Annotated in this window: 17 protein-coding genes; 13 read left to right on the top strand and 4 right to left on the bottom strand. The window is 47.4% G+C overall.

The window, feature by feature from the left end; genetic code table 11:
* Positions 1-43 precede the first annotated feature (43 nt).
* The 13 genes from EXY25_RS02725 (at position 44) to EXY25_RS02665 (ending at position 21,699) form a co-directional block, all read left to right on the top strand.
* Positions 44-505: a GAF domain-containing protein gene (locus EXY25_RS02725; RefSeq protein ID WP_170308606.1), complete on the top strand. Its 462-nt coding sequence runs from the start codon at positions 44-46 to the stop codon at positions 503-505.
* A gap of 42 nt (positions 506-547) precedes the next feature.
* The gene (gene proQ / locus EXY25_RS02720; protein ID WP_114336564.1) at positions 548-1,183 is read left to right on the top strand and encodes an RNA chaperone ProQ; all 636 of its coding nucleotides are present in this window, start codon (positions 548-550) and stop codon (positions 1,181-1,183) included.
* A 10-nt stretch (positions 1,184-1,193) separates the two neighbouring features.
* On the top strand, positions 1,194-3,254 hold the full coding sequence (prc, locus tag EXY25_RS02715; RefSeq protein ID WP_246019480.1) for a carboxy terminal-processing peptidase: 2,061 nt from the start codon (positions 1,194-1,196) through the stop codon (positions 3,252-3,254).
* A gap of 141 nt (positions 3,255-3,395) precedes the next feature.
* Positions 3,396-4,880, top strand: coding sequence for a Na+/H+ antiporter NhaC (gene nhaC / locus EXY25_RS02710; RefSeq protein WP_130565631.1), 1,485 nt, complete (start codon positions 3,396-3,398; stop codon positions 4,878-4,880).
* A complete protein-coding gene (gene pepN, locus EXY25_RS02705) occupies positions 4,880-7,498 on the top strand; it encodes an aminopeptidase N (protein WP_130565630.1) in 2,619 nt (872 codons plus the stop codon). The genes nhaC and pepN overlap by 1 nt, the downstream gene beginning before the upstream one ends.
* 35 nt (positions 7,499-7,533) lie before the next feature.
* Entirely contained in the window at positions 7,534-7,752 is a 219-nt protein-coding gene (locus EXY25_RS02700; protein ID WP_114336567.1) for a DUF2835 family protein, read from the top strand.
* Between the two features lie 262 nt (positions 7,753-8,014).
* The gene (locus tag EXY25_RS02695) at positions 8,015-10,150 is read left to right on the top strand and encodes a DUF1302 domain-containing protein (RefSeq protein ID WP_114336568.1); all 2,136 of its coding nucleotides are present in this window, start codon (positions 8,015-8,017) and stop codon (positions 10,148-10,150) included.
* 17 nt (positions 10,151-10,167) lie between these two features.
* Positions 10,168-11,529, top strand: a complete 1,362-nt coding sequence (locus tag EXY25_RS02690) for a DUF1329 domain-containing protein (protein WP_130565629.1) — start codon at positions 10,168-10,170, stop codon at positions 11,527-11,529.
* A 58-nt stretch (positions 11,530-11,587) separates the two neighbouring features.
* Positions 11,588-12,607 carry a WD40/YVTN/BNR-like repeat-containing protein gene (locus tag EXY25_RS02685; RefSeq protein ID WP_130565628.1) on the top strand — a complete coding sequence of 340 codons (1,020 nt, stop codon included), beginning with the start codon at positions 11,588-11,590 and terminating at the stop codon, positions 12,605-12,607.
* Positions 12,608-12,617: 10 nt separating this feature from the next.
* Complete coding sequence (locus EXY25_RS02680) at positions 12,618-14,942, top strand: efflux RND transporter permease subunit (RefSeq protein WP_114336571.1); 2,325 nt, start codon at positions 12,618-12,620, stop codon at positions 14,940-14,942.
* Positions 14,943-15,116: 174 nt separating this feature from the next.
* Positions 15,117-19,943 (top strand): NAD-glutamate dehydrogenase, encoded by a 4,827-nt coding sequence (locus EXY25_RS02675; protein WP_130565627.1) that lies wholly within the window; start codon positions 15,117-15,119, stop codon positions 19,941-19,943.
* Positions 19,944-19,987: 44 nt separating this feature from the next.
* Complete coding sequence (pyrD, locus tag EXY25_RS02670; RefSeq protein WP_130566033.1) at positions 19,988-21,004, top strand: quinone-dependent dihydroorotate dehydrogenase; 1,017 nt, start codon at positions 19,988-19,990, stop codon at positions 21,002-21,004.
* Between the two features lie 146 nt (positions 21,005-21,150).
* Complete coding sequence (locus tag EXY25_RS02665) at positions 21,151-21,699, top strand: cell division protein ZapC domain-containing protein (RefSeq protein ID WP_130565626.1); 549 nt, start codon at positions 21,151-21,153, stop codon at positions 21,697-21,699.
* A 20-nt stretch (positions 21,700-21,719) separates the two neighbouring features.
* Here EXY25_RS02665 and EXY25_RS02660 read toward each other — a convergent pair whose 3' ends face one another.
* From EXY25_RS02660 to EXY25_RS02645, 4 genes are read right to left on the bottom strand one after another with little or no spacing between them, the layout of a single operon-like run.
* Entirely contained in the window at positions 21,720-22,868 is a 1,149-nt protein-coding gene (locus EXY25_RS02660; RefSeq protein ID WP_130565625.1) for an ABC transporter permease, read from the bottom strand.
* Between the two features lie 3 nt (positions 22,869-22,871).
* Positions 22,872-24,050, bottom strand: a complete 1,179-nt coding sequence (locus EXY25_RS02655; RefSeq protein ID WP_130565624.1) for an ABC transporter permease — start codon at positions 24,048-24,050, stop codon at positions 22,872-22,874.
* Entirely contained in the window at positions 24,037-25,014 is a 978-nt protein-coding gene (locus tag EXY25_RS02650) for an HlyD family secretion protein (protein ID WP_130565623.1), read from the bottom strand. Before EXY25_RS02650 ends, EXY25_RS02655 begins: the two co-directional genes overlap by 14 nt.
* Complete coding sequence (locus EXY25_RS02645; RefSeq protein WP_246019479.1) at positions 25,014-26,435, bottom strand: TolC family protein; 1,422 nt, start codon at positions 26,433-26,435, stop codon at positions 25,014-25,016. Before EXY25_RS02645 ends, EXY25_RS02650 begins: the two co-directional genes overlap by 1 nt.
* Between the last annotated feature and the right edge of the window lie 51 nt (positions 26,436-26,486).

Here is a 26,486-nt window from a genome sequence, read left to right as displayed (position 1 = left end):
ATCGGGTAGTTTTGTCCGGCTAGCGATGTAACATGGCGGAATTATGAGCAAACAAGAATTTTACCGGGAGCTTCAGCTGCAGGCTGCGGCATTAATCGAAGGTGAAACGGATCATATAGCGGTGTTGGCTAATTTGTCTGCGTTGATATGGCAGCGCTTGCCAGACATCAACTGGGCTGGTTTTTACTTCGCCAAGGGCGAAGAGCTTGTGCTGGGGCCGTTTCAAGGCAAACCAGCCTGTTATCGAATCCCTTTTAATCGAGGTGTTTGTGGTGCTGCAGCGCGTGAGCGGCGAGTTATCCGTGTCGACGACGTGGAACAGTTTGAAAGTCATATAGCATGTGATGCAGCCAGTAATTCTGAGCTGGTTGTACCTATTTACTTAAATGGGGCGGTATTTGCGGTGCTGGATATAGATAGTCCACACCTTGCCCGATTTGATCTAGAAGATGAAAAAGGCTTGAGCGTTTTTGCCGATATTATTGAGAGCGCACTCTCTCAGTAGTGAGACAGACAAACGCAAATAAGGACCTAACGGAAAAGTTTAATGGAAAACCAAAGTAAAGCTCAGTCGATTGAGAACACCCTTAAGTTGTTAACGGATACGTTCCCTAGTTGTTTTACAACAAGTGGTGAAGCTAAGCCTCTTAAGATTGGCATATTTCAAGATTTGGCAGAGCGTTTTGCTGATAATGAAACTGTCAGCAAAACTCAACTCAGGGTCGCACTGCGCCGTTACACCAGCGGGTGGCGCTATTTAGAATGCGTAAAAGAGGGTGTTGAACGAGTTGACCTCGACGGCGCATCTGCCGGGGTGGTGTCATTAGAACATGCAGAGCATGCCGCTGTGCAGGTTACCGAAAGTAAGCAGCGTGCAGCTGAACGCAGAAAACAGCGCCTGGCTGAAAAAAGCGCCGAGAAAAAAGCAAAAGCGGCCAAAGTAGCAAAATCTATCCCCAAGCGGGGAACCAAACCTAAATCTTCGTCCCCTAAGACTAAAGCCCCAGAGCTTAAAGACGTATCAATAGATGCGCTTTCTGTTGATCAGTCGGTAGTGATGACCTTAGGGACTCGTCCTGTAAAAGGGATCATTACTGACATTGGTAAAGACGAAGTGCAGGTACGGTTGAGCACTGGTATGGTGTTAAAAGTGCAACCAACGCACTTAAAAGTTGAAAAATAGAGGATTCCTTTTGAAGAGACTCATCACTCATAGCGTTACTTCGCTGCTCATCGGTGGCTTGTTATCTGCATCCGCCTATGCGCTTGCGCCAAAGTATGACGAAGCGAGCTTGCCAGCATTGGTGCAGCAAAGTCAGCATAAAGATGCTGCAATGCGGATCACTAATACGTTTCAACGTTCGCATTACAAAAAGATCGCGTTAAATGATGAGATGTCTTCGCAGATATTAGACCGATATCTTAAGCAATTAGATTTTCGGCGGAATATCTTCCTCGCCAGCGATATTGAGAAGTTTGAAAAGTACCGTTTTGAACTAGATAGCGCGTTGAAGAAAGGGCAATTGGCACCTGCTTACGAGATCTACGACGTTTTTCAAAAGCGCCGCTATGATCGCTACGTATATGCATTGAGTTTGTTGGATAAGCCTTTCGATTTTAATACTGACGACAAATATGTCTATGAGCGTGAGGATGCGCCTTGGGCCAAAAATAGCGCAGAGCTTGATGAACTATGGCGACAGTGGGTTAAGTATGAAGCGTTAAACTTAAAGCTTGCTGGTAAGACGCCTGATGAGATCAAAGAGTTATTAAGTAAGCGTTATAACTATGCCATTAAGCGTCTCACACAAGCTCAGAGTGAAGATGTTTTCCAAACATTTATCAATGCATTCGCCCGCTCGATAGAGCCGCATACATCTTATCTTTCCCCGAGAAATGCTGATCGTTTTAAGATGGAGATGAATCTTCAACTTGAAGGCATTGGCGCTGTGTTGCAATCGACGGATGATTACACAGTAATTAGAAGCCTTGTCAAAGGTGGCCCTGCTGAAAAAAGTAAGCAGTTGGCTCCACAGGACAAGATTGTGGGAGTTGCCCAAGAGGGCAAAGATATGGTCGATATTGTCGGCTGGCGTTTAGATGATGTGGTTGATTTGATTAAGGGTCCTAAGGGCACCGAAGTCAGACTCGAGATCATGACAGAAAATGCAGGTGGTGATGCTAAGAGCAAGGTTGTCACTATCGTACGTGACAAGATCCGCCTTGAAGATCGTGCCGCAAAACTGACGTATGAGAAAGCAGAACTTGAAGGGTACGAGGGCAAGAAAGTTGCGGTGATTGAGATACCGGGTTTTTATGTCAATCTCAGTAAAGACGTACAAAAATTGCTGTTTGAGCTTAATGAAGTTAAAGACGTTGACGGCTTGATTATCGACCTACGCAATAATGGCGGAGGCTCTTTAGAAGAGGCCAAACTGCTGACGGGTCTGTTTATTGATAGCGGCCCTGTGGTACAGGTTCGTTCGCAGAACGGACGCATTGAAGAAAAAGTTGATGTCGACAATGAGAAGCTTTACCAAGGCCCGTTGACTGTCTTGGTTAACCGCTACAGCGCTTCTGCTTCAGAGATCTTTGCTGCGGCATTACAGGATTACGGTCGCGCCTTGGTTGTCGGTGAGCAAACGTTTGGTAAGGGGACTGTGCAACAGCATAAAGGTATCGGTCGAATATATGACCTGTACGATTCTCCTATGGGTGATATCCAGTACACCATTGCTAAGTTCTACCGTATCAGTGGTGGCAGCACGCAAAATAAAGGTGTTGTTCCGGACATCAAATTCCCTAGTGAAGTTCGCCCTGGAGAGTTTGGTGAAAGCACAGAAGACAATGCGTTGCCTTATGACCAAATCACTCGAGCACGATACAAGAGTTATGGCGAGCCGACGCCAGCATTGGACAGCCTGGTTCAGAAGCATGAATCGAGGCTAACTCAAAACCCTGAATTCGTATATGTGTATCAAGATATTGAAGAGTATCGGGCACGAAAAGACGACACGTCAATCTCGCTCAACGAGAAGCAACGTCTAGCTCAACGCGAAGCTGAAGAGAAGAAACGTTTAGCTCGGCTGAATGAGCGTCGGGTACGGCACGAGCTGAAACCATTAGAGTCACTCGAAGCATTCGATGACTTAAAGGACGAAGAAAAAGTGCCTGACCAAGACCTTTATCTTTCAGAGACAGTTTACATCACACTGGATCTGGTGGAAGCAGGGCGGTTGGCGAAGGCCAACTAGGAAACAGTCTTAATTTAGAAAGCCGCAATCGTCAGATCTGCGGCTTTTTGCATAAATAGATACCAATAAAAAATAATACAAAAATTGAGCGGAACACTTTAGATGTACCGCCACAAAAGCCTCCACTCCAGGACGTAATTCATGAGTAATCAAAACGATACGCTTAAATCGCCATCGATTGTCGACGCATTAATCCCCATTGTTTGTTTGGTGGTGATGTTGGCAACATCAGTCACGCTCTACGGAGATAACTCCTCCTATGGGCCGAATCAAATTGCGCTGCTATTGGCTGCCACTATTGCGGCATTGGTGGGGCTAAAGAATGGCTATCGATGGGATCAGTTAGAGCAAGGGATCGTGAAGGGGATCTCTATCGCTATGGGTGCCATTTTGATCCTGCTGGCCGTCGGCGCGTTAATCGGGACATGGCTGTTGGCGGGTACAGTGCCAGCGTTGATCTACTACGGCTTACAAATCATGCATCCGGACTGGTTTTATGCCGCGACGTGTCTTATCTGTGTGATTGTGGCAATCAGTATTGGCAGTAGCTGGACAGTTGCTGCCACTGTTGGTGTAGCATTTATCGGCGTAGCAAATGGTTTTGGCTTGTCGTTGCCGGTGACTGCGGGTGCAATTATCTCAGGCGCATATTTCGGCGACAAAATGTCGCCCTTATCGGAAACAACCAATTTAGCTCCGGCAGTTGCTGGCAGTGAGCTGTTTGAACATATACGTCATATGACGTGGACCTCTATCCCAAGCATCGTATTGGCACTTATCATCTTTTCATTTATGGGCATGGGAGCAGGTGCTGACGTGGCCTCAGAGCGGATCGCATCGATAAGTGACGGTCTAAACGAGCAGTTTAGTATCAGTATCCTGAATATCGTGCCGTTATTGGTTTTATTAGCTTTGGCAATTAGTCGCGTACCTGCGCTTCCTGCGGTTTTTTGTGGTGCTTTAGTTGGCGGGGTATGGGCAGCGATTTTTCAACAGGACCTCATTCAAGCGACGTTCGCTACCGATGAGTTACGCGGCGGTATGGCAACACTCAACGCGGTTTGGACGGTGATGTTTGACGGTATTTCGGTAAACACTGGAAATAGCGATGTTGATGAACTGGTGAGTGGTGGCGGTATGTCGAGCATGCTAAATACTATCTGGCTTATCATCAGTGCAATGACGTTCGGCGCAGTGATGGAATCAACGGGTCTTCTGCAACGTATCGTGAAGGCGCTGCTTCGCTCGGTTAAAAGCACTGGTTCACTTGTCGCCAGTACCTTAGCGACCTGTTTCGGTACAAACATCATTACTGCGGATCAATATATCGCTATCGTCATGCCTGGGCGTATGTACAAGGATGCATATGCTGAAAAAGGGTTGGCCCCAGTGAATTTGTCGCGCACGTTAGAGGATGCGGGAACGATTACCTCACCGCTGATCCCTTGGAACTCCTGCGGTGCCTATATGCAGAGCGTATTATTGGTCAACCCGCTTGAATACTTTATGTATTGTTTCTTCAACTGGACCAGCCCTTTGGTCGCTTTGCTATACGGCTATATCGGCTTCAAAATTAAGCCATTAAAAGACGCCAAAGTTGTCGCTGCGAGAGGTCATAACGCCTGATGAAAACAGAACAAACCCCAACGGTAAAACGGCTTGTAGATTATCGCCCACCGAATTTTACCATTAGCACGGTGGAGCTTGATTTTGTACTCGACGAGAGCAAGGCGATCGTTACCAACCGCATGCAAGTAAGCAGAGCAGGGAGGCACGATGAACCCTTGGTATTGGACGGTGAAGGCTTAACGTTGGTGTCATTGGCTATCGACGGTCAACCGTTACCAGCTGAACGCTTTCAATGTTCGGACAACACACTGACGATATCATCGTTACCGGAGTGTTTTGAAGTCACTGTTGTCACTGAAATTGACCCTAAAGCCAATACGTCACTAGAAGGGCTGTACCTGTCTGAAGGTTCATATTGCACGCAGTGCGAGGCCGAGGGCTTCCGCAAAATAACTTATTATCTTGATCGTCCAGATGTGCTTGCTGTGTTTACTACGCGCATTGAAGCTGACGAAAAATGCAGTTACTTGCTATCTAACGGCAATAAGACCGAAGAGGGTCGCCTGGCGGACGGCAGACATTATGCCTCTTGGCATGATCCTCATCCCAAGCCCTGTTATCTATTTGCTCTCGTAGCGGGTGAATTTGATCTGTTGTGCGACAGTTATCGCACGACGGAAGGCCGTGATGTTGCATTGCAGCTGTTTGTAGATAAGGGCAATAAGCCACGAGGCGAGTTTGCGCTTGCCGCGTTAAAGCGTTCAATGGCGTGGGATGAGCAACGCTTTGGTCTAGCTTATGACCTTGATATTTACATGGTCGTTGCTGTCGACTTCTTCAATATGGGCGCAATGGAGAACAAGGGGCTTAACGTATTCAATAGTAAATACGTTTTGGCAGAGCCGCAGTCCGCCACGGATACGGATTATCACAATATCGAAGCGGTGATCGGTCATGAGTATTTCCACAACTGGACCGGTAACCGGGTCACTTGTCGCGATTGGTTCCAATTATCACTGAAAGAGGGGCTGACGGTTTTTCGTGACCAAGAGTTCAGTGCCGATATGGGGAGCCCTGCTGTAAATCGCCTGCAGAATGTTCGGGTTATTCAGACCCAGCAATTTGCTGAAGATGCCGGGCCTATGGCGCATCCGATCAGACCTGCGCAAGTGATCGAGATGAATAACTTCTATACGGTCACTGTTTACAACAAGGGTTCGGAAGTGATCCGTATGATCCACACTTTGTTGGGCGAAGCGTCGTTTAGAAAAGGGATGGATCTGTATTTCCAACGTCATGATGGCCAAGCTGTAACCTGTGATGACTTCGTGCTGGCAATGGAAGATGCGTCAGGGATCGACTTAACGACATTTAGACGTTGGTATAGCCAGTCGGGTACCCCTGAAGTAACCGTGACGGATAGCTACGACGAGGTACGCGAGTGTTATACATTAAACTGTACTCAAGTAACGCCGACCACCGCAGATCAAACAGAGAAAGCGCCACAGCATATCCCCTTAGCTATTGCGCTATATGCCGACAACGGTGAGGAGCTTCCTCTAAACGATCAAGTTGGTGAGCTGCAACATTCGGTACTCGATTTCAAGCAGACAGCACAAACATTTGAGTTCTTTGGGATCAAGCAGAAGCCGACACCAGCCTTACTCGTAAACTTTTCAGCGCCAGTAAAACTGCATTTTGATTACACTGAAGCGGATTTGGCCTTTTTGGTTAAGCACGCCAACGACGCTTATGTTAAGTGGTCGGCACTGCAGTCACTGTTGTCTGAGGCTATCTTTGCAGCAGAACAGAAAGGCCTGGATTCATTGGTGCTGTCTGACGTTATCATCGCAGCGTGCGAGGCTTTAATTAAAACGACGCAACTCGATGAGGCGATCGTCGCTGAAATCCTTTCGGTACCATCGGTAGCAACACTCATTGAACAACGTAGTTTTAGCGATATCAGCCGTCTTGCTATGTTGCGTGACAGTGCCGTCCGGTGTCTGGGTGAAAGACTGAGAGACGTTATCTCTGCGCGGCTAGCTACGCTAAGACCTGGGCCATATCAATATGAGGCTAAAGATGTCGCACAGCGTTCACTGTCAGGGGTATTGATTAGCTACTTAGCCGCAGGTGCTCCAACGCATTTGCCGGATATCGTCGAGCGCTTTAACCGCGTAGACAATATGACCGAGAAACTGGCGTTACTGGCGGCAGCAAATCATTGGCAGCTCAGCTGTAAAGAGCGTCTGTTAAGTAGTTATGAGGCGGCGTGGAAGCACGACCCGCTGGTGATGGATAAATGGTTGTCTATACAAGCCTTAAACCCTGCAGATAGCGCAATCTCTACAATACGCCGCTTATTTGATTACGAGGTATTTAGCTTTTCTAATCCGAATAGGGTAAGAGCTTTAGTCGGGACATTTGCGGCAAGCAATCCATACCAGTTCCATCGTATTGATGGAGAGGGGTATAAGTTGCTAACCGAGGTCGTGATTAAGCTGAATAAGCTCAACCCACAGGTAGCAGCTAGAATTATCACGCCTTTAACCCAATGGAAAAAGATGGATGCAACGCGACAAGGGTTAATGAAAGGGTGTCTGCGAGAGGTTTTAGCGTTGCCCGAACTGTCGAAAGACCTGTTTGAAATAGTAGATAAAAGCTTGGCGCAGTAGCGCCAAGTATTCTTGTAGAAGAACTGGTTTTACTGATGGCTGTTTACTATTTTAATGTGCGTTTGAGCTTCCATGAGTTTCAAGCGCTCTACAAAGGGCAAGCAAGTACCGTATTGGTCTCTGATCAATACGGTCGTCGTATTCAGCTCCCCGCCACCAGGTTTCGCCCATTTTTAAGCCAAAGAGGGATTGAAGGGCGATTCGAATTACAGACAGACAGTGAAAACAGATTCGTAAGCCTCAAAAAAACTTAATATTAGAGTATTCACTTCAAACGCCATCTTCATGCAGATCATCATGGCTAGCGTGACTCACTTGGTGCATTTTAAACAGGTGTATAAATCGGTTTTTCAAAAAACGATACACAGCTCAAAAATTCGTTAAAAACCCACGCGTTGAGACTGGTCTAATGACTTGAAATGTTATCCTTTTGTTGTAACTATGCTGTGTTAATGCAACCTAACCATACAGAAATTCAAAATAACAAATGGGTTGCTTTACTGGGGAGAACATATAATGACAACAGGGCAATCCCGTTTTATCAGACGACCCATCGCCAAAGGTATTTCTATCGCACTGCTGGCCTTATCTGGCCATCAAGCCGCAAATGCAGTGACTTTCGACTGGGGTGAAATTGAGGGCTCTTTTGACTCTACTTTCACCGTCGGTGCAAGCTGGCGGGTTGAAGATCGTGACTATGATCTGATTGGTAAGTCAAACCAACCTGAATTCAATAATTCAACCAATAATTGGCAGGGTTATGATCCTGTCACTAATCCGATATTTGATCCTGCGACAGTTTGGGCCAACCCAACGGGGATATATTCAACCAACAGCGATAATGCGAACCTAACGTATGACGCTGGGGATTCATTTTCTCAGATCGTTAAAGGTGTCCATGAGCTTGAGTTGAATTATCAAAACTTCGGGCTCTTTGTTCGTGGCATGTATTTCTATGACTTTGCCATGATGGACACTGATGAATGGGATAATCCGGTAACCGGAGAGTCTTATGATCCTTGTCGCGACGGTGAAGCGAAAGATGAAGTTTGCCGCGATATTCGACTGCTGGATGCCTACATTACTGCAGACTTTGATTTAGGCGAAAATGGCGATATGCCGTTGTCTTTGCGTTTAGGTGACCAAGTAGTTAACTGGGGTGAAAGTACCTTTATTCCCCACGGTCTTAGTGAAATTGTTCCTGTTGATATTGCACAGTTACGAACCCCAGGCGCAGAACTGCGAGAGGCGTTTATTCCTGTAGGCATGTTGTTTGCCTCCTTAGGCCTGACGGAGAACGTCACTTTAGAAGCTTTTTACCAATACGATTGGGAAAAGTCAGTCTTACCACCGCCCGGCTCATACTTTTCAACCAATGACTTCGCTGGTTCGGGCGGCCATTTGAATACTGTACAGTTACAGTTCGCGCAAAACCCCGATCAAGATCTGGATGGCTTAGTGTCACGCCTGAACGGCTTGGATGGCCAGTACCAAGCGTTAACAGGGATGAGCCTCCAGCAGCTCATGGATAACTGGGATGTTTTGCCGTCAGAAGTACAGGATCAGGTAGCCGGTTTGTATATTGCTTCCGGTACGGAACAAGCACTGAAAATCGGTACGGAGACGCCTGATGATGGCGGCCAATACGGTATTAAGCTGGGCTGGTTCGTTCCCGAGTTAAACGATACTGAATTTGGCTTCTACTATGTTAACTATCACAGCCGTCGTCCGATTATCTCAGGCTATGCATCTAATTTTTGTGTAGATCCTAACTCTGGCGTGTGTGCTGGCGATAGCAGTGTTGTTGATGATCTGAATATGATCGCAGCCAACACGATTGATAATGACAACGTCAGCGAGCTGACTGCATTTACCCGCGGTGTTTTAGTTTACCCTGAAGATATCAATATGTTCGGTTTGAGCTTCAACACCGGTATTGGTGATACGTCTGTTGCTGGTGAGGTGAGTCACCGCCAAGATGAACCTCTTCAGATCGACGATGTGGAATTGTTATTTGCGTTTATGCCAGAGCAGTTGGCGAATGCGGACCCTGACACCTACGGCGCATTAGCCGGTATTTCGCAGCTTGATGCGCCGGCGCCCGGCGGTTGGGTTGATGGCTATGTCGAGTCAGATACTACTCAGATGCAGTTTACATTGACGCACCTGTTTGGTCCTACATGGGGCGCAGATAATTTCTTCGCGTTAGTTGAATTTGGCGGCATCTATATTCATGACATGCCAGACCATGATGATCTTCGTTTAAATGCACCGGGTACCGATCGCAGTGGTGGTTTCCCAGAGAAACAAGGCCTTGAGCTGGCCGTTCAGGATGGTGTTGAAACAAACCCATTCCCGGATGATTTTTCATGGGGTTACCGCTTACGCACACAGTTTGTTTTCAATGATGTGTTCTCTGGCGTAAATATGTCACCGCGTTTGTTCTTTGCTCACGATGTATCGGGTACCACCCCCGATCCGTTATTCATGTTCATTGAAGAACGCAAATCAGCCGGTTTAGGTGTAGGCTTTGACTATCTACAGCGTTGGAGTGCTGACTTTAGCTACAACACCTTTTGGGACGGTAAAGGCACATCCAATCGTATGGAAGATCGTGACTTCGTTTCTTTCAATATCAAGTATTCGATCTAACGGGGAAGAGAACAACAATGATAAAAATTACTCTCGTTGCGTCAGCAATTTCGATGATGTTCGCAGTGTCTGTTCAAGCCAAGGTCTCAGAGGCTGAAGCGGCAAAGTTGGGTGACACTCTTACACCTATTGGTGCCGAAAAAGCGGGTAACGCCGATGGCAGCATCCCGCCTTGGGAAGGGGGCATTACGGCCCCTCCAGCTTCATACGAAGCGGGTATGCATCACCCTAATCCCTATCCTGAAGATAAGGTGTTGTACACCATTACGAAAGAGAACCTGGTGGAACACCAGGAACTCCTAACTCCAGGGCAGATCGCGCTGTTTAATACCTACCCAGACAGCTTTAAAATGAGCGTGTACCCGACTCGGCGCAGCGCGTCATTTCCGCAAGTGGCCTACGATTGGACAAAAACCAATGCCACGAGAGCGGAATTGGTTGATGGAGGTAATGGTTTAAAGAATGCCGCTATTGGTACTCCATTTCCTATTCCTGCCAACGGTCTGGAAGTGATTTGGAATCACCTGACCCGTTATCGTGGCCAAGCCTTAACCAGGAAAGCAGGGCAAGCGGCACCGACGGCTAATGGCTCTTATACCTATATCGGCCTAGATGAAGCTCTGTTGCTACCCTACAACAACTCAAATGCCGATCCCGCAGTACTTGAAGAGACAAACATTCTTTTCAAATTTAAGCAAAAAGTAACCCAACCAGCTCGCCTTGCAGGCACGGCGTTGTTGGTTCACGAAACCATGGATCAGATAAAAACGCCACGCCAAGCATGGACCTACAACACCGGTCAACGTCGCGTGCGTCGTGCCCCTAATGTTGCTTATGATGCTCCAGGCACAGCGGCAGATGGCTTAAGAACGACTGACGACTATGACATGTTTAATGGTTCGCCAAACCGTTACAACTGGACACTGGTGGGTAAGAAGGAATTGCTTATTCCTTACAATACTTATGAGTTACATAGCGACAAACTCGCCTATGACGATATTTTGAAAGCAGGACATATCAACCCTGAATATGTGCGCTACGAAAAGCATCGTGTATGGGTGGTTGAAGCTAACCTGAAAGAAGGCATCAGCCATATCTATAAGAAGCGGGTGTTTTATATCGATGAAGATAGCTGGCAGGTGAGTGTTGCCGATATGTACGACAACCGTGACCAACTCTATCGGGTCGCGATGGCGCACGGGCTAAACTATTATGAATTGCCTGCCCATTGGTCGACACTGGAAGTCTTTCATGACTTGAACTCCAAGCGCTATATCGCCATTGGCTTAGATAATCAGGAGGCGATGTATAACTTCGGCGTAGAACTAAAGGATAATGCATTTAGTGCGTCGGCACTTCGTAAAGAGGGTCGCCGTTAAACAAGTGCACTAGCGGGTCGGACGACCCGCTTTTCTTTTCTGACAATTTGAGTATTTCATGGGTCGCATAGCTAGTTTTTGGGTGAGCCTTATTGGTGCTTCAGCCCTTTTTTCTGCTTCATCAATTGCAGGTTCCGATTCGAAGGCGCTTATGGTGCCTAATGTCACTAAGGCGTTAACATTAGATTTTTTCTCCGCGCAGAAACAACATTATGCCGTCGGTGAGAGGGGACATATCCTCAAGTCTGATGATGGCGTCAACTGGATCCAGCTAGAGGTTCCAATAAAAAGCACATTAACACGTTCGTTTTTTGTCAATGATGGCCAAGGATGGGTAGTTGGTCATGAAGCATCCATACTGCACACAATCGATGGCGGTGAGTCGTGGGAGATCCAGCATGCCTGGTTAAAAGAGGATCGCCCATTACTGGATCTGGTATTCCTCACTGAACAACACGGTATTGCGGTCGGCGCTTACGGTTTATACCTAGAGACAACCGACGGTGGTAATAATTGGCATCAAAGATTTCTCACGGAACTGTTACATGAGGAAGATCGTGAATATCTCACAGAGATCCGGCTAGAGGATGAACAAGCATACCTTGAAGAGCTAAACAGTTTGCTACCACACTTTAATGCGATCACCAGAGTGGGAGAGCGTTTGGTGATGGTTGGTGAAATGGGGCTGGTTGCAGCGAGTGATGACAATGGTGCCAGTTGGCATAGTTTAGAGGCAAGCTACGAGGGGTCGTTCTTCTCGGTATTGGCGCTTAATAATCACGATTTCATGGTGGCGGGTTTACGAGGCACGGTACTGCGATATCAAGCAGGGATGTGGTCAAATATCTCGTTGGACCAACCCATCACGATCAACAATATGGTTAATTCTGAAACGGGTGTATGGGCGTTAGGTAATGGAGGTCATTACTATATTGTTGATGGAGATAGTGGGCGCAATCAACACTTCCAGCTGTCAACCACCCCGGCGTTACTCGATGTTTTGTTCTCCGGCACAGTACCGGTGATGGCAAGCGCCGATGGCATATTGATCGAACCGCAGCTAAAAGCGGCAAATTAAGGTAGTAAAAATGGGACTTTCTAGAACGGTCGACCTCTGCGAGTTAGCTATTTTTCGTCACAGAGGGGCCGTGATTACGCTGTTTGCCTTGATGACCGGCTTTCTGTTGTACCAAGCCACCATGCTTCGTATGGATGCTGGTTTTATAAAGAATATCCCGTTGCATCACCCCTACATGAAAACCTACATGAAGCATCAAAAGGATTTTGGTGGTGCGAACTCCGTGTTGGTCGCGGTAAGGGCAAAGTCAGGCGATATATCTAACCCGAAATTTTTTAAAACTTTAAAGAAAGTTCATGATCAACTGTTCTTTATTCCTGGTGTTAATCGCACCGCTGTATCGTCCGTCTATTCACCAAGCACGCGTTTTGTCGAAGTTGTAGAGGACGGTTTTGCCGGTGGCCCGGTTATTCCTGCTGACTTTGATCCTGATGATCTGCAGGATTTGGAGAAGGTAAGGGAGAATATTAATAAGGCCGGTATTGTCGGGCGTCTTGTTTCTGAAGATTTTTCAGCGGCCATGGTTCGGGCGAGTTTACTTGAGTTTAACCCTGAAACAGGAGAGAAGCTCGATGTATTGGCGCTAGCTTCGCAGCTTGAGGAACAGATACGCGCGGAGTATGGCGATGACGATATAGACATTCATATTATCGGTTTTGCAAAGATGATCGGTGACATCGCCGATGGCGCAAAATCTGTCGTGACGTTTTTTGCTATCGCTTTTGCCATCACGGCGGTCTTGGTGTTTATTTTTAGTGGCTCACTGCCGATGACTGTATTGGCGTTGTCATGCTCTCTCGTCGCTGTCGTTTGGCAGGTCGGATTGCTGACTGTGCTTGGCTTCGGCTTAGATCCAATGTCGATCTTAGTGCCGTTTCTGGTGTTCGCTATTGGTGTGAGTCATGGCGTGCAGATGATCAATTCGGTTGGTCGGCTGTGCAGTCAGGGAATGACAGGGAAAGAAGCCGCACAACTCAGCTTCCGCAGATTGCTGGTACCAGGTGGGATAGCCTTACTCTCCGATACGATCGGTTTTCTCACCATTCTTTCTATAGATATCGGAATAATCCGTGAGCTAGCGATTACAGCTAGCTTAGGTGTTGCCGTTATTATTTTAACCAACCTCATTTTACTGCCAGTACTACTTAGTTATACGTTCAAATCAGCAAACGCAGATTGTCATACGGAACCTCGGGTTTCTAGAGTGAACTGGCTGTTTCAGATCGCAGCTATGTGTGCCGATAAACGGGTCGCTGCGGTAATCCTGATAGGTGCAGCTGTCTTGTTTGGCGCATCATGGAAATACGCTGAGAAGATGCAAATTGGTGACTTGCAGGCGGGTGCGCCGCAGTTACATGCTGACAGTCGTTATAATCAGGATACTTTCTTAATCACAGAAAAATTTTCTGTCAGTGTTGACATTATTACCGTGATTACGGAAACCAAAGAGGAAGCCTGTACTTACCATGAGTACATGAATGCCATTGATGAATTTCAATGGCGCCTAAGTAGCTTACCTGGGGTGCAATCAGTTGTTAGTTTGCCTAGCATCGCAAAGAAGGTGAATGAAGGGTATAACGAGGGCAGTGCTCGCTGGCGAACGCTGCCGTTTGAAACAGCTTCATTGGTTCAAACTGTCGCCCGGGTCCCGACATCTTCAGGATTGCTCAATGGTGACTGCAGTGTGCTACCTATCTATATTTTCCTTAAGGATCATAAAGCCAAGACGATACAAGACGTCGTTGACGCGGTAAAAGAACTACGTCGCGAATATGAACGTCCGGATCTTAGATTTAGGTTAGCATCGGGTCCGGTAGGGGTGATGGCTGCTAAAAATGAAGCGGTCAGCGCAGCACAAGCGCCAATGTTGCTGTACGTTTATAGCGCAGTGATTATTCTCTGCTTGATCAGCTTCCGTTCTTTACGCGCAACGATCTCAGTTGTGTTGCCGCTTTATGTCGTGTCGACGATGGCTCAGGCATTGATGACCATATTAGACATTGGTTTGACCGTCGCAACGTTACCGGTGATCGCTCTCGGTGTTGGCATTGGGGTTGATTACGGTATCTATATTTTGTCGACCATGGTCGGGCGGTTAAGCCAGGGCGTATCGGTTAAGACGGCCTATTTAGAAGCACTGCGAGAGCGTGGTAATGCCGTACTTTTCACCGGCTTTACCCTCGCTATTGGTGTCAGTACTTGGTTTTTCTCGGCGCTCAAGTTTCAGGTCGATATGGGTATTTTGTTAACCTTTATGTTCTTGGTGAACATGCTCGGTGCGATCATTTTACTCCCCGCATTGGCCAGTTTCTTTTGGCCAAAACAAAGCAAGTAATCGAGAAGGCCGCATTTGCGGCCTTTTTTGTAAAGTTTGCGAAACAAAACAAGTGATTGGACACATTGTAGGATCTCATATCTAAGCTAACCTAAGAGCTAAAGACCAGTTCAAAATAGTAAAGACAAAAACAAGGCACTGGTCTTATAACAACAAGCCTGCAAGGTGATATTTATGGCCCAACATGAAGCCAACTTCTCTGTACTCCTAGAACGATTGAATTCACTGATATATACCAAGCTTCCACAACAGGAAGCCGTTATGGTCGAGCAGTTAGCTCACCGTTTATATCGCAATATTTCTTTAGAGGATCTCGCTGGCCGCAGTGACAGTGATCTTTATGGCGGCGTGATGAGCCTTTGGCATCTGATGCAATCCCATGACCTTGAGCATCCAAGCATTGAAGTGTTTAACCCAGAAGTAGCAAGCCATGGCTGGCATTCAAACCACACCATCATAGAGTTAATTCAACAAGATACGCCGTTTATGGTGGATTCATTGCGGATGGCGTTAAAACGCCTGGGGATCACCGCCCACTTACTGCTCAATGCGCCGCTCTCGATAGAGGTGAAAGACGGCGAAATATCCGCGTTGCAGCAGCTTGATGCTAACGCTGAGCGCAACATAACCGCATTTCATGTCGAGATAGATAGGCAAACCTCAGAGAGTGATAGGCATAAGATAGCCGAAGAGTTGGCATCAGTATTTCGCGACGTAGCACTTGCGGTGGCAGATTGGATGCCAATGCAGACGCAACTGCAATCGGTGCTAGCTAGCCTTGAAGACGCCCCGTTTCCAGGAAATGAGGAGGAGCGCCATGAGGCGATCGAGTTCTTAGCCTGGGTTAAAAACCATAACTTCACTCTAATGGGGTATCGAGAATACAAAGTCGAGGCGGTGAAAGGCGATCACATCTTAAGTCAGGTGGATGGCTCTAGCTTGGGCTTGATGCGCTCCAGCCATACTAAACGCTCACGTAATTTAAGCTCATTGCCGACCAGCGCCAGAGAAAATGCGTTAGATAGCAGCCTGTTGGTACTAACTAAGACAAATTCAAAATCGCGCGTTCATCGACCAGCGTATATTGATTATATCGGTATCAAGCAATTTGACAGTAAAGGTAAGGTGATCGGCGAACACCGATTTATCGGCCTCTATGCGGCGTCAGTCTATAACCAGAGTGCGACACAGGTACCGCTGATCCGTAATAAGCTTGAAAGAGTGATGGCAGGCTCTGGCTACGCCGTTGGCTCCCATGCCTACAAAGCGCTTCTGAATATTCTTGAAACTTACCCACGCGACGAACTATTGCAAAGCCCAGAGTCCGAACTGTTGAACATTGGGCTCGGCGTGCTGCAAATGCAAGAGCGTGACATGACTCGTCTGTTTGTGCGCCGGGATCTTTTTGGCAGATTCTTCTCCTGCATGGTTTATGTACCGAAGGAGCGTTACAACACATTGTTGCGACAACAAACGCAGTCGATTTTGAAGCGATACTTTAACAGCGTCGAACCGGTTGAGTTTACGACGTTCTTTTCAGAGTCGGTACTCGCGCGCACCCACTACATAGTGCATGTCAAAGATAATACGATGGATATCGATGTGAAGCAGATTGAACAGAACTTAATCGAAGCGGCGCGCTCATGGGAAGACAAATTCCAGGATGCACTACTTGGGCAATTTGGTGAGGAGGAGGGCAAAAGGCTGCATCAGAAATATGCTGACGGCTTTCCTCGCGGTTACAAAGATGATGTGCTTCCTGGTAGTGTACTCGCAGATATTGAACAGCTAGAACGTCTGACTGAACAACACCGTTTGGGTATGCTGTTTTACCGCGCTCAGGAGGAAAAACAGAGCTCAAAAGAGGTGAGGTTAAAGCTCTATCATCAAGACCTGCCGTTGCATCTTTCGGATATCTTGCCGCTATTAGAAAACATGGGCTTACGTGTAATTGGTGAGCGTCCATATAAGATCCGCGATAACAGCGGGTTGCTGCATTGGGTGCTCGAGTTTCATATGGCCCATACCAATGAAAAGCCACTCGATATCAGTAAAGTCCAGGGGCGCTTTGTTGAAGCGCTGAGCGGCGTATGGGATGGGATTTATGAAAATGATGGATTTAATCGGCTGATCTTAAGTGCCGGTCTAACTGGGCGACAGGTTTCTATGCTACGTGCATATGCCAAGTATATGCGTCAGATTGGCAGTAGTTTTAGCCAGCAATATATTGAAGAAACACTCTCGCGCTATCCAGCGATCGCCCGTCAACTATTGGCAATATTTGAAACTAAGTTTAGTCCAGCGATTCAGCAAAGAGATCTCTCTCTATTATTGATTGAACTCGAAGCATCGCTTGAAAGTGTCAGTAGCCTAGATGACGATCGAATAATTCGCCGCTATGTCGAATTAGTTGAAGCGACATTACGCACTAACTACTACCAGGCGTTAAGCGATGGCCGTGATAAAACGTACATCTCTTTCAAATTGTCGCCTGAACATATCTCTGATGTGCCACTGCCGCTACCCAAATTTGAAGTGTTTATCTATTCACCGCGGGTGGAAGGGGTTCATCTACGCGGCGGTAAAGTAGCCCGTGGAGGACTACGCTGGTCTGATCGTCGGGAAGATTTTCGTACCGAAGTGCTCGGCTTAGTTAAAGCTCAGCAAGTTAAAAATACAGTGATTGTGCCTGTCGGTGCGAAAGGTGGTTTTGTTTGTAAAAAATTACCTGGCAGCAATGACCGCGAGGCATTTCTAGCCGAAGGGCAAGCGTGCTACCGCACCTTTATTCGCGGCTTACTGGATATCACTGACAATGTAATTGAAGGCAAGGTCATTCCACCGAGTAACGTAGTTCGCCATGATGAAGATGACACATATCTGGTTGTCGCGGCAGACAAAGGAACCGCCACTTTTTCTGATATCGCCAATGAAATATCCGCACAGTACGACTTTTGGTTAGGGGACGCATTTGCCTCAGGTGGTAGCGTAGGATACGACCACAAAAAGATGGGGATTACGGCTAGAGGAGCGTGGGAATCGGTAAAACGTCACTTTAGAGAGATCGGTGTCGATTGTCAGCAGGATGAGTTCACCTGCGTTGGTGTTGGTGATATGGCAGGGGACGTGTTTGGCAATGGCATGTTACTCAGTGACAAAACCAGGCTTATCGCGGCGTTTAATCATCAACATATTTTTATCGACCCCGCCCCTGATGCAGCTAGTAGCTTTGCCGAGCGCACGCGCTTGTTTCATTTAGCCCGATCTAGTTGGAGTGACTATAACCAAACATTGATCTCGAAAGGCGGTGGCATATTCGAACGCAGCGCCAAGGCGATCCCTTTAAGTGTAGAGATCCAAACCCTTTTAGGTAGCACTGAACGGTCACTAACGCCGACAGAGTTGATAAAGCAACTGCTGCAGATGCCTGTTGACCTGTTGTGGAACGGCGGTATCGGTACCTACATCAAATCCGAAGCTGAGAACAACAGTGATGTTGGCGACCGCGCTAATGACGCCGTGAGGGTTAATGGCCAGCAGGTAAAAGCGAAAATTGTTGGTGAGGGCGGAAATCTTGGCGCCACGCAGCTTGGACGTATTGAATACGCCGCCAAGGGGGGCCGGGTTAACACCGACTTCACTGATAACGTTGGCGGTGTTGACTGTTCTGACAACGAAGTGAATATCAAAATTCTACTAAACACCTTAGTGAATAATGGCGATCTAACGGTAAAACAGCGCAACAAACTGTTGTACGAAATGACTGATGATGTGAGCCGTATTGTATTGGACAACTGTTACCGTCAAACCCAAGGTTTGTCGGTATCGCAGCTACGTGACGAAGAACAAGTAAAAGAATACCAGCGCTTTATCCATGCAATGGAGCGCGAAGGATTGCTCGATCGCAACCTCGAGTTTTTGCCTAACGACGAAGAGTTAGCAGAACGACTACTCGCAGGGAAAGGACTGACGAGACCTGAACTCTGTGTGTTGTTGGCTTATGGCAAAATGTACCTTAAAGAGCGTTTACTGGTGCCGGAAGTGACAGATGTCGGCTACCATAACCGTTCACTGGTAGGGGCCTTCCCAGCTCAGTTGCAAAAGAAATATAAAAAGCAGATGCAGCATCATCCGCTTCGGGCAGAGATCATTGCGACACAGATCGCCAATGCCTTGGTTGATGATGTGGGCTTTAATTTTGTCGGCCGACTACAAGACGAAACGGGTGCATCAGAGGCTGAAATCGCAAACTGCTACACCATGGCCCGCGAAGTGTTTCAGCTGGAACACTTATGGCAAGCAGTGTCTGTTTGCGACAATAAAATCCCGGCGATCGTACAAAGTGAATTACTGTTTCAAATGCGTCGAATTATCCGCCGCGCCACACGTTGGTTTCTGCGCCACCGCGATAGAACACTCACTATTGAGCAGACGATAAAGCGTTATCAACCGACCTTTGATGAACTGCGCAATAACCTCGCCATGTACCTGATTGATGATGAGGTTGCAGAGCTTTCTCAAGCCATTTCGCAACTGGAGCGCGAAGGACTGTCGACAGAGGTTGCCACCCACATGGGGCAGCTTAGTACACTGTTTTCGGCGTTGGACATCGCCGAAGTTGTCATTGAATCAGAGCGTCCAATCACATTGGTGGCGGATGTCTATTTCAAACTCGGTGCCCGACTTGATCTGCACTGGTTCCTGAAACAGATCTCGGAGCAACCAGTCTCGAACCACTGGCAAGCGTTAGCCCGAGCCTCTTTTAGAGAGGAACTTGATTGGCAGCAGCGCGCTTTATCTATTGTGGTGTTGCGATACTGTAGCGGCCTATGCGAGCCTTTGAAAATGCTGGACACCTGGTTTACCGAGCATGAAAAAGAGATCCAGCGCTGGTTCCATATGCTTGGTGAATTCCGTACCAGTCAAAGCCATGAGTTCGCCAAGTTCTCAGTCGCCTTGCGTGAGCTTATGCTTCTGAGTCACAATTGCGAACCGAAATAAGAGCTGGGTGCCATCGCGGCACCCGCAACAGATAACGGTTAATGATGCTGTATAAATTTGCGCGTGCCTTTCTTTTCGCTCGTGATCCGGAATGGGCTCACGATTTTACGATCCACCGCTTCAGCCAATTGCGTGATAGCTGTCTGTTGTCGCTATTACGCCAAAAACTGCCAGTAAAACCGGTCAAGGTGATGGGGATCGAATTCCCTAATCCCGTGGGCTTGGCTGCGGGCCTTGATAAGAACGGTGAATGCATCAATGTATGGGATGCGTTAGGTTTTGGTTTCGTGGAGATAGGCACCATCACTCCTAGAGCACAGCCGGGTAATGATTCTCCTCGGATCTTCCGCTTAGTGGAGCATCATGCGTTGATTAATCGCATGGGCTTTAATAACAAAGGCGTTGATCACCTTGTTGATGAAGTGAAAAAGTCCAACTTCAAAGGTGTTTTGGGAATAAATATCGGCAAAAATAAAGACACACCAGTCGAGCATGGCAAAGATGACTATCTCATCTGTATGGATAAAGTGTATCCGCATGCATCCTATATCGCTGTCAATATCTCATCACCTAACACGCCAGGTTTAAGAAGCCTGCAATATGGTGAAGCGCTCGATGAGCTGCTCGCAGCATTAAAGCTGCGACAAAGCGAGTTAGCTAAAACCCACGGTAAATACGTGCCGTTGGCAGTTAAAATCGCCCCCGATCTTGATGATGAGGAGCTCGCGCAAGTGGCGACATCCTTGATTAATCACAATATCGATGGTGTCATTGCGACGAACACGACACTAGAAAGAGCGGCGGTAGCAGGACATAAGCATGCCGATGAAGCAGGGGGGCTTAGCGGGCGTCCAGTAGCACAAAGCAGCACACAAATAATCAGTAAACTAAGTGCCCTGTTAAAAGGCGAAATACCGATAATTGGTGTCGGTGGTATCGACAGTGCTGAAGCCGCACAAGACAAGATCAACGCTGGCGCCAGTTTGGTACAGCTGTATACCGGCTTTATTTATGAAGGGCCACCGCTAATTAAAGATATCGTCAACCGACTGAAACTCTAAACTGATAGTTAATTAAATAACGTGGCTTAACGGCCACGTTATTTTTTATCACACTTTTTTATTAAAACACTTGCTTAACTTGGCCATGGTAAAGACAATGGCCGCATATAAAAAATACAATAAAACTAATAGAATAGAGTAAATAGATGTTAATGCAGCCTAGACAGGGATGGCGCTGGTACTTCGATGAGTCGGCAGATCGTTTATGTGTCGCTCTCGACGATGATATGCACTTTAAGACGCATTTTCGTCGTAAACAGCTTTGTCCCGTTGCGCTTCAGTCGCAACCATTCTCAACGGACGATGCAAAAGAGTATCACCAGATTTTGGAAGTGCTTCTGGCCTATAGGCTGTTGCCTCAGCCGCTGCTTGTCCAGTGTGCGCTTAATGCTGTTGCGGCAAAACGTTTCTTATTGCCCACGATGCCGAAAAGCTGGTTTTTTACTCCTGGTGCAGCACTACTTAATGTTCATAACGATCTGTTGGTTGAGTTGCAGTGTCTGAGTGGGGCGGTCGGGCAATTTTTGGTGCTGGAAACAACGGAGCAGGCGTGCCTGTGTATGCTTTTAGATGACTCAATCGCGTTGAGTGATAGTAAATCGATGCAGATGTTTGATTGCATCAAAGTGATGAACGATCGCGTAGTGGGTTATGTAAGTACCAGTCAATCTTTTACCGGCTCGCAAATCGCCTAACCATTTTTATCCCTATCCGGTTAGGCGTCTTCAATATCCCTTCTGTTAAGCAGCCAATAAGCTAATCCTCCGTAGCCAATCGTTTGCAACCAAAGCAACGAGTACTGAGGAAGGATCTGCGAAAAATCTGCGCCCATCTGGTTGAGCATAAGAAAGCTTTGGATCGCCGGGGTTGATGGTACGAGATTGGTTAACCAAACTAACAGCGGCGGGACTGAGGACAGTGGCCAGATAAAGCCTGCACTGAACGCTAGGATTAGAGAACTGAGTAGCACAAGTAGAGATAAGATCTCTGGTCGTCGAATCAGCTGCCCAAGTACAATGCCCAAAGCAATCACTGATAAGATGAATGGAATTATTAATCCCCACAGCTCTAATGGCGAAGCTAACCGGGTGATGTCATAAAACTCGAAGGCAAAACCAAAATAGTAGAGCGCTCCGAGTGCATAAATTCCCCCAAAGGTCAGCACACGAACGATAAGTAACCGCCATATTGGTATTTGCAACCAATAACCTTCGCTCCGCTTCTTGCTGTGGTTTTGATGACTGCCTAATTCGCCGACGGCCATCAACAGCGTCTGATGCAAAATAAGTACAAAGACTGCAGGGACGACATAATTGACGTAACCCATGGTGGTGTTGAATACCGGTTTCACATTGAGTTGTAGCGGTGAGTACTGTTTTTCTGCACGGGGTAGTGCATCGCCGGATAGTATGTGGTTTAACACCTTAACTTCAGCTCCCAGCGTACCTGCGGCTTTCGCCATCCCTTCAACGACAGTGCTGTAAATCAAAAAATAGCTGGCGTTGCCAGCATAGCCAAGCACGGGGCTCTTACCCAGCAACAGGTCGCGGTAGAAGTCGCTTGGTATGACCAATATGCCACCAGCTTCACCACTGAGCAGCATGGTTCGCGCTTCCGCGATGGTATGCACCCGCTTCACCACTTTAACTTCCGGCGTGGCATCTAGCATCCGTTCTAACTTGCGACTAAGTTGGCTGCCATCCTCATTAACAATCACAGTATGCTGTTCACGTGGCACTTGGTTGGAATAGGGCAAGGGGTAAAGAAACGAATAGGCAACAATGCCTCCGAAGATGGTAAAAGCAACCGAGAAGTCACTTAAAATCGCCCTAAATTCGAGTCGGAATAACTGCAACCAAGCCACTATTTAGTACTCCACCGACTGATGTTGATTCGCCTTGTCGGTAAGAATCACCAGAACAAACGCGGCGCAAAGCGGTGTAAACAGGGCACCTAACCAAACCAGCTGCGGCAAAGATTGCATCAATGTCGCTGCGTAATTAGCCTGCATTATCTGCAGTTCAACATAATGGCTCACCGGTAACATATTGCGCCAGATCTGAGCCATTAACGGCATGTCGGAGGATGGGAAAGTTACCCCCATAAATGCAAACGCTGGGGCTGTGTAGCCAGAAGCAAGGCTCATGGCATGTGATGCATTTTTAAATATCAGAAAGAGCATCGCCCCCACACCCTGGCAGGCAATAATCATTAGCAGTTGTCCAAGCAATAAAATTAGCCAACTGCCATGCATTGGCCAGCCAAGTAAATCATACATAAAGATGAGAAAAGCAACGCCCATTGCCAGATGAAGAAGGGTGTATGGCAGTAATTTAGCCGTTAAGGTTAAGATCGGTGTACCGTTTAACCAAGTGTGCAGCTGACCAGCCTTGATACTCGCATTCAGCGCCAGAACGGCCGTTACGACAATAACAATTTGCCAGATGGCCGGGATTGCAGCGGTAACAAGGAAGTGCCCGTAGTTACTATTGCTGTTAAACAGTGGTGTTATTTGTCCGCGGATCGGCACCGCTTTCGCGAAAGCCTGTTTAATTTCTGGGCTTGAATTAGCCATGTTTTTAAACAGATCAACGCCAGCAGAAAAGGTGCCATGGGCTTGCATCAATGCCGAATTAACTAACTTGGCAACCAGTAGCACCTGACCATTAGTAAATGCAGTGACTTGGGGAGGGAAACCTTTGATGGTCTTCTTTTCCAAACCAACCGGCACAACAATCAGGGCATATATCTCACCGCCCCGCAGTGCAAGTGTACCTGATGCCACATCATCGTATTCATCGCTGATAGCGATCACCGAGTTGGCATCATAGTAACGCACAAGCTGCCGAGACATGGCCGACTTATCGAGGTCAACCACGCCTACTTTGACATCACTGGCCACACTGGCGGAAAAAATATACCAGAAGGTTAGAAACAGCAGGGGTGGTAACCAAAATAGGAGCGCCTTAAGCCAAAAGTCTCCGCGAATAAGCTGCCACTCTGCATGCCATTTTGATTTAAACCCTTCCATATTAATAGCTAGCAAGCACACTCATGCCTGCTCGTAACCCTGGAATGGGTTTGACAGGCCTAGCTTCAACTTCAAATGTGCGCATATCAAAACCTTGGCTACTGTCCGTACTACGCCACGTGGCAAAATCGCCCATGACTGCAACATGGTGCACCTTAAAGGTAATGCTTTGCTCCCCTAACGCCGGGATAACGGCTTCAAATTCACTATCTTTATTAAAGTGTTTAAGGCGATCTTCGCGAACATTAAACACCGCCCAGGCGTCGCTCATATCGATCAGTGTGACGACAGGGAACCCCTGGGGCGCAAGTTCGCCTGGACGCAATAAAATGGCACTGATTTCACCACTGTGACGACTGTTAACCTGGGTATCCGCAACATAGGCTTCAACCTCGGCAACAATGCCTGCCGTCATTCTGGCATTGGCTTGCGCCGCCCGTTGTGTTTCTTTCCGCGCGCCTTCCTGCGCCATCTCGTATAACTGCCGTGCTGTACTCTCGGTATATTTTGCTGCCTGCCACTCGGTATACACTTCGTCGCGTTTCTGCTCCGCCAAAACGCCATCTTGGTAAAGGTTATCGATCCGCTGATAAGTCTTCTCAAATAGTTCGGCGGCGGCTTTTGCCATAAGCCATTGATCTTTTGCTGCTGCGATCGCCTGGCGGCGGGCACCATTTAGGGCTTCATCAGCCAGCGCTGACGCAGCCTCGTTGCCAGCCTTTGCCTGGGACAGCTTAGCGGCGAGTTCAGGACTGTTGATGGTAAATATTGCTTGGCCGACCGTGACAGAGTCCCCTTTCTTTACCAGAAGTTCACCGATACGACCGGGCACCTTGGAAGAGACACTATACTGACGCGCTTCAATCTGGCCTTGTAGTCGCATCGGTTGCGGTTGATAGGCGAGGTAAAAGCGGTAACCGAGCCAACAAACTATCAGGAGTAGAGCTGTAATGATGGCGATTATTTTAAATTGGCGCATTACTGAACCTCGGGCGCAGATTTGTTTTGGTAGCTTTCAAAGTTGTTAATTCCACCACTGATGGCCATTAACTGAGAGAGTGAAATAACATAATGATATGAGGCGACAAGACGTTGAGTTTTTATAGAGGCTAAAAAAAGCTCGGCATCAATAACATCGATAGAAGTGGCTAACCCTTGGGAAAATGCTTTGCTACGTAGATGAAGGTTTTCTTCTGCCAACTCAATACTGCTTTTTAAACCCGCATACTCCTCGAGTGCCTGCTGCGACTCACGGTATGTTTTTTCTACCAGCGTCGTCAGGTCTCGTGTCGCCTGAGCGCGCAGGTAATCCACTTGCGTCACTGTGCTGTGTGCCGCATTAAGCTTGCCTGAACGCCCACCAGGATCCAACAATGGCACACTGACTCCAACACCGACAATCCAGTCAGGTCTTAGGTCGGAAACAATGGAGTCATCTTCATAAACATTGTACTCACCGAAGAGGTAAACGTCGGGATAATAGTTACCTTGTTCTACTTTCACTAATCCCTTGGCTTGCTCACGTTTGGCTGATAATAAATTGAGTCCGGGGTAAGTGGCTAAGGTGTTGCGTAAGAAGTCAGATTTTGGCGGAATAGTTTCATTGGTAAACAGCGCACTACTGGGGATGGTATTGTCCTGTGATTTAATCATTTGCGTTAATGCTATTTGAGCAATTTCGACTTGGCGCTCCGCTTTTTTCCGCTCAACGGTTGCTCTATCAAGGGAAGCCTCAGCCTGCAGCCGTTCAACTTTGGCGATCTGACCTTGTGCCTCATATTTCAAGGCGATGTCGCGATGTTTTTGCAGGCCTTCTTCGACCTGTACCCGTGTGCGTAATACCTCTTTCGCCAATACCGTCCCAAAATAGATTTTTGCTAAGTCTTCAAACTTAGCGTGTTGTTCCATCTCTAACAGGTGCCTAGCTTCTTCTGTCCGATAGTGGGCAATATCTTGTGCTGCTTCGATCTTAAACCCAGTAAAAACAGGCCAAATAGCCGTCACAGAGCTTTTGAACTGGCTCTGCTTGGCGATCTGTGTCGTGAGGGCCTCATTAAGTTCACCAGCTACATTTGGGAACAGCTCACCAAGATCTGGCGCATTGTTCATTCGATCAAGGATTTGAGAAGGCTTTAATTCTATGTCGTCATCAAAGTAGGTGTATCGACCACGGAGATCGACTTTAGGTAGGTAGAGATCACCTGCAGCGTCTTGTAAGTGTTTATTCTTATCAATATTGGCACGCTCAGCGGCGAGGCCGTCGTTGTTTTTAAGCAGCGCCTGCCATGCTTCGGAAAAACTGACACTCTCTGCTGCATTAGATGGCAACGCTAGCTGCCATAAAGCCAATAAGAGTGCGATTGAAAACGATCTGTTCCCTGATAACGGAATAACGCTCACTTCAATTTAATCCTTTAAGCTAAACAATACGTTATAAAAAAATAGTTACAT

Origin of the sequence: Corallincola spongiicola (genome assembly GCF_004284785.1) — a bacterium.
Taxonomy (GTDB): Bacteria; Pseudomonadota; Gammaproteobacteria; order Enterobacterales; family Neiellaceae; genus Corallincola; species Corallincola holothuriorum.
The sequence above is the reverse complement of the archived record's forward strand: the minus strand, read 5'-3'. Positions and strand labels throughout refer to the sequence as shown.

Bases quoted from the DNA above. Each gene is read 5' to 3' on its own strand.
- EXY25_RS02725 (WP_170308606.1), top strand. From the start codon at position 44: ATGAGCAAACAAGAATTTTACCGGGAGCTTCAGCTGCAGGCTGCGGCA.
- proQ (WP_114336564.1), top strand. From the start codon at position 548: ATGGAAAACCAAAGTAAAGCTCAGTCGATTGAGAACACCCTTAAGTTG.
- nhaC (WP_130565631.1), top strand. From the start codon at position 3,396: ATGAGTAATCAAAACGATACGCTTAAATCGCCATCGATTGTCGACGCA.
- pepN (WP_130565630.1), top strand. From the start codon at position 4,880: ATGAAAACAGAACAAACCCCAACGGTAAAACGGCTTGTAGATTATCGC.
- EXY25_RS02700 (WP_114336567.1), top strand. From the start codon at position 7,534: ATGGCTGTTTACTATTTTAATGTGCGTTTGAGCTTCCATGAGTTTCAA.
- EXY25_RS02695 (WP_114336568.1), top strand. From the start codon at position 8,015: ATGACAACAGGGCAATCCCGTTTTATCAGACGACCCATCGCCAAAGGT.
- EXY25_RS02690 (WP_130565629.1), top strand. From the start codon at position 10,168: ATGATAAAAATTACTCTCGTTGCGTCAGCAATTTCGATGATGTTCGCA.
- EXY25_RS02685 (WP_130565628.1), top strand. From the start codon at position 11,588: ATGGGTCGCATAGCTAGTTTTTGGGTGAGCCTTATTGGTGCTTCAGCC.
- EXY25_RS02680 (WP_114336571.1), top strand. From the start codon at position 12,618: ATGGGACTTTCTAGAACGGTCGACCTCTGCGAGTTAGCTATTTTTCGT.
- EXY25_RS02675 (WP_130565627.1), top strand. From the start codon at position 15,117: ATGGCCCAACATGAAGCCAACTTCTCTGTACTCCTAGAACGATTGAAT.
- pyrD (WP_130566033.1), top strand. From the start codon at position 19,988: ATGCTGTATAAATTTGCGCGTGCCTTTCTTTTCGCTCGTGATCCGGAA.
- EXY25_RS02665 (WP_130565626.1), top strand. From the start codon at position 21,151: ATGTTAATGCAGCCTAGACAGGGATGGCGCTGGTACTTCGATGAGTCG.
- EXY25_RS02650 (WP_130565623.1), bottom strand. From the start codon at position 25,014: ATGCGCCAATTTAAAATAATCGCCATCATTACAGCTCTACTCCTGATA.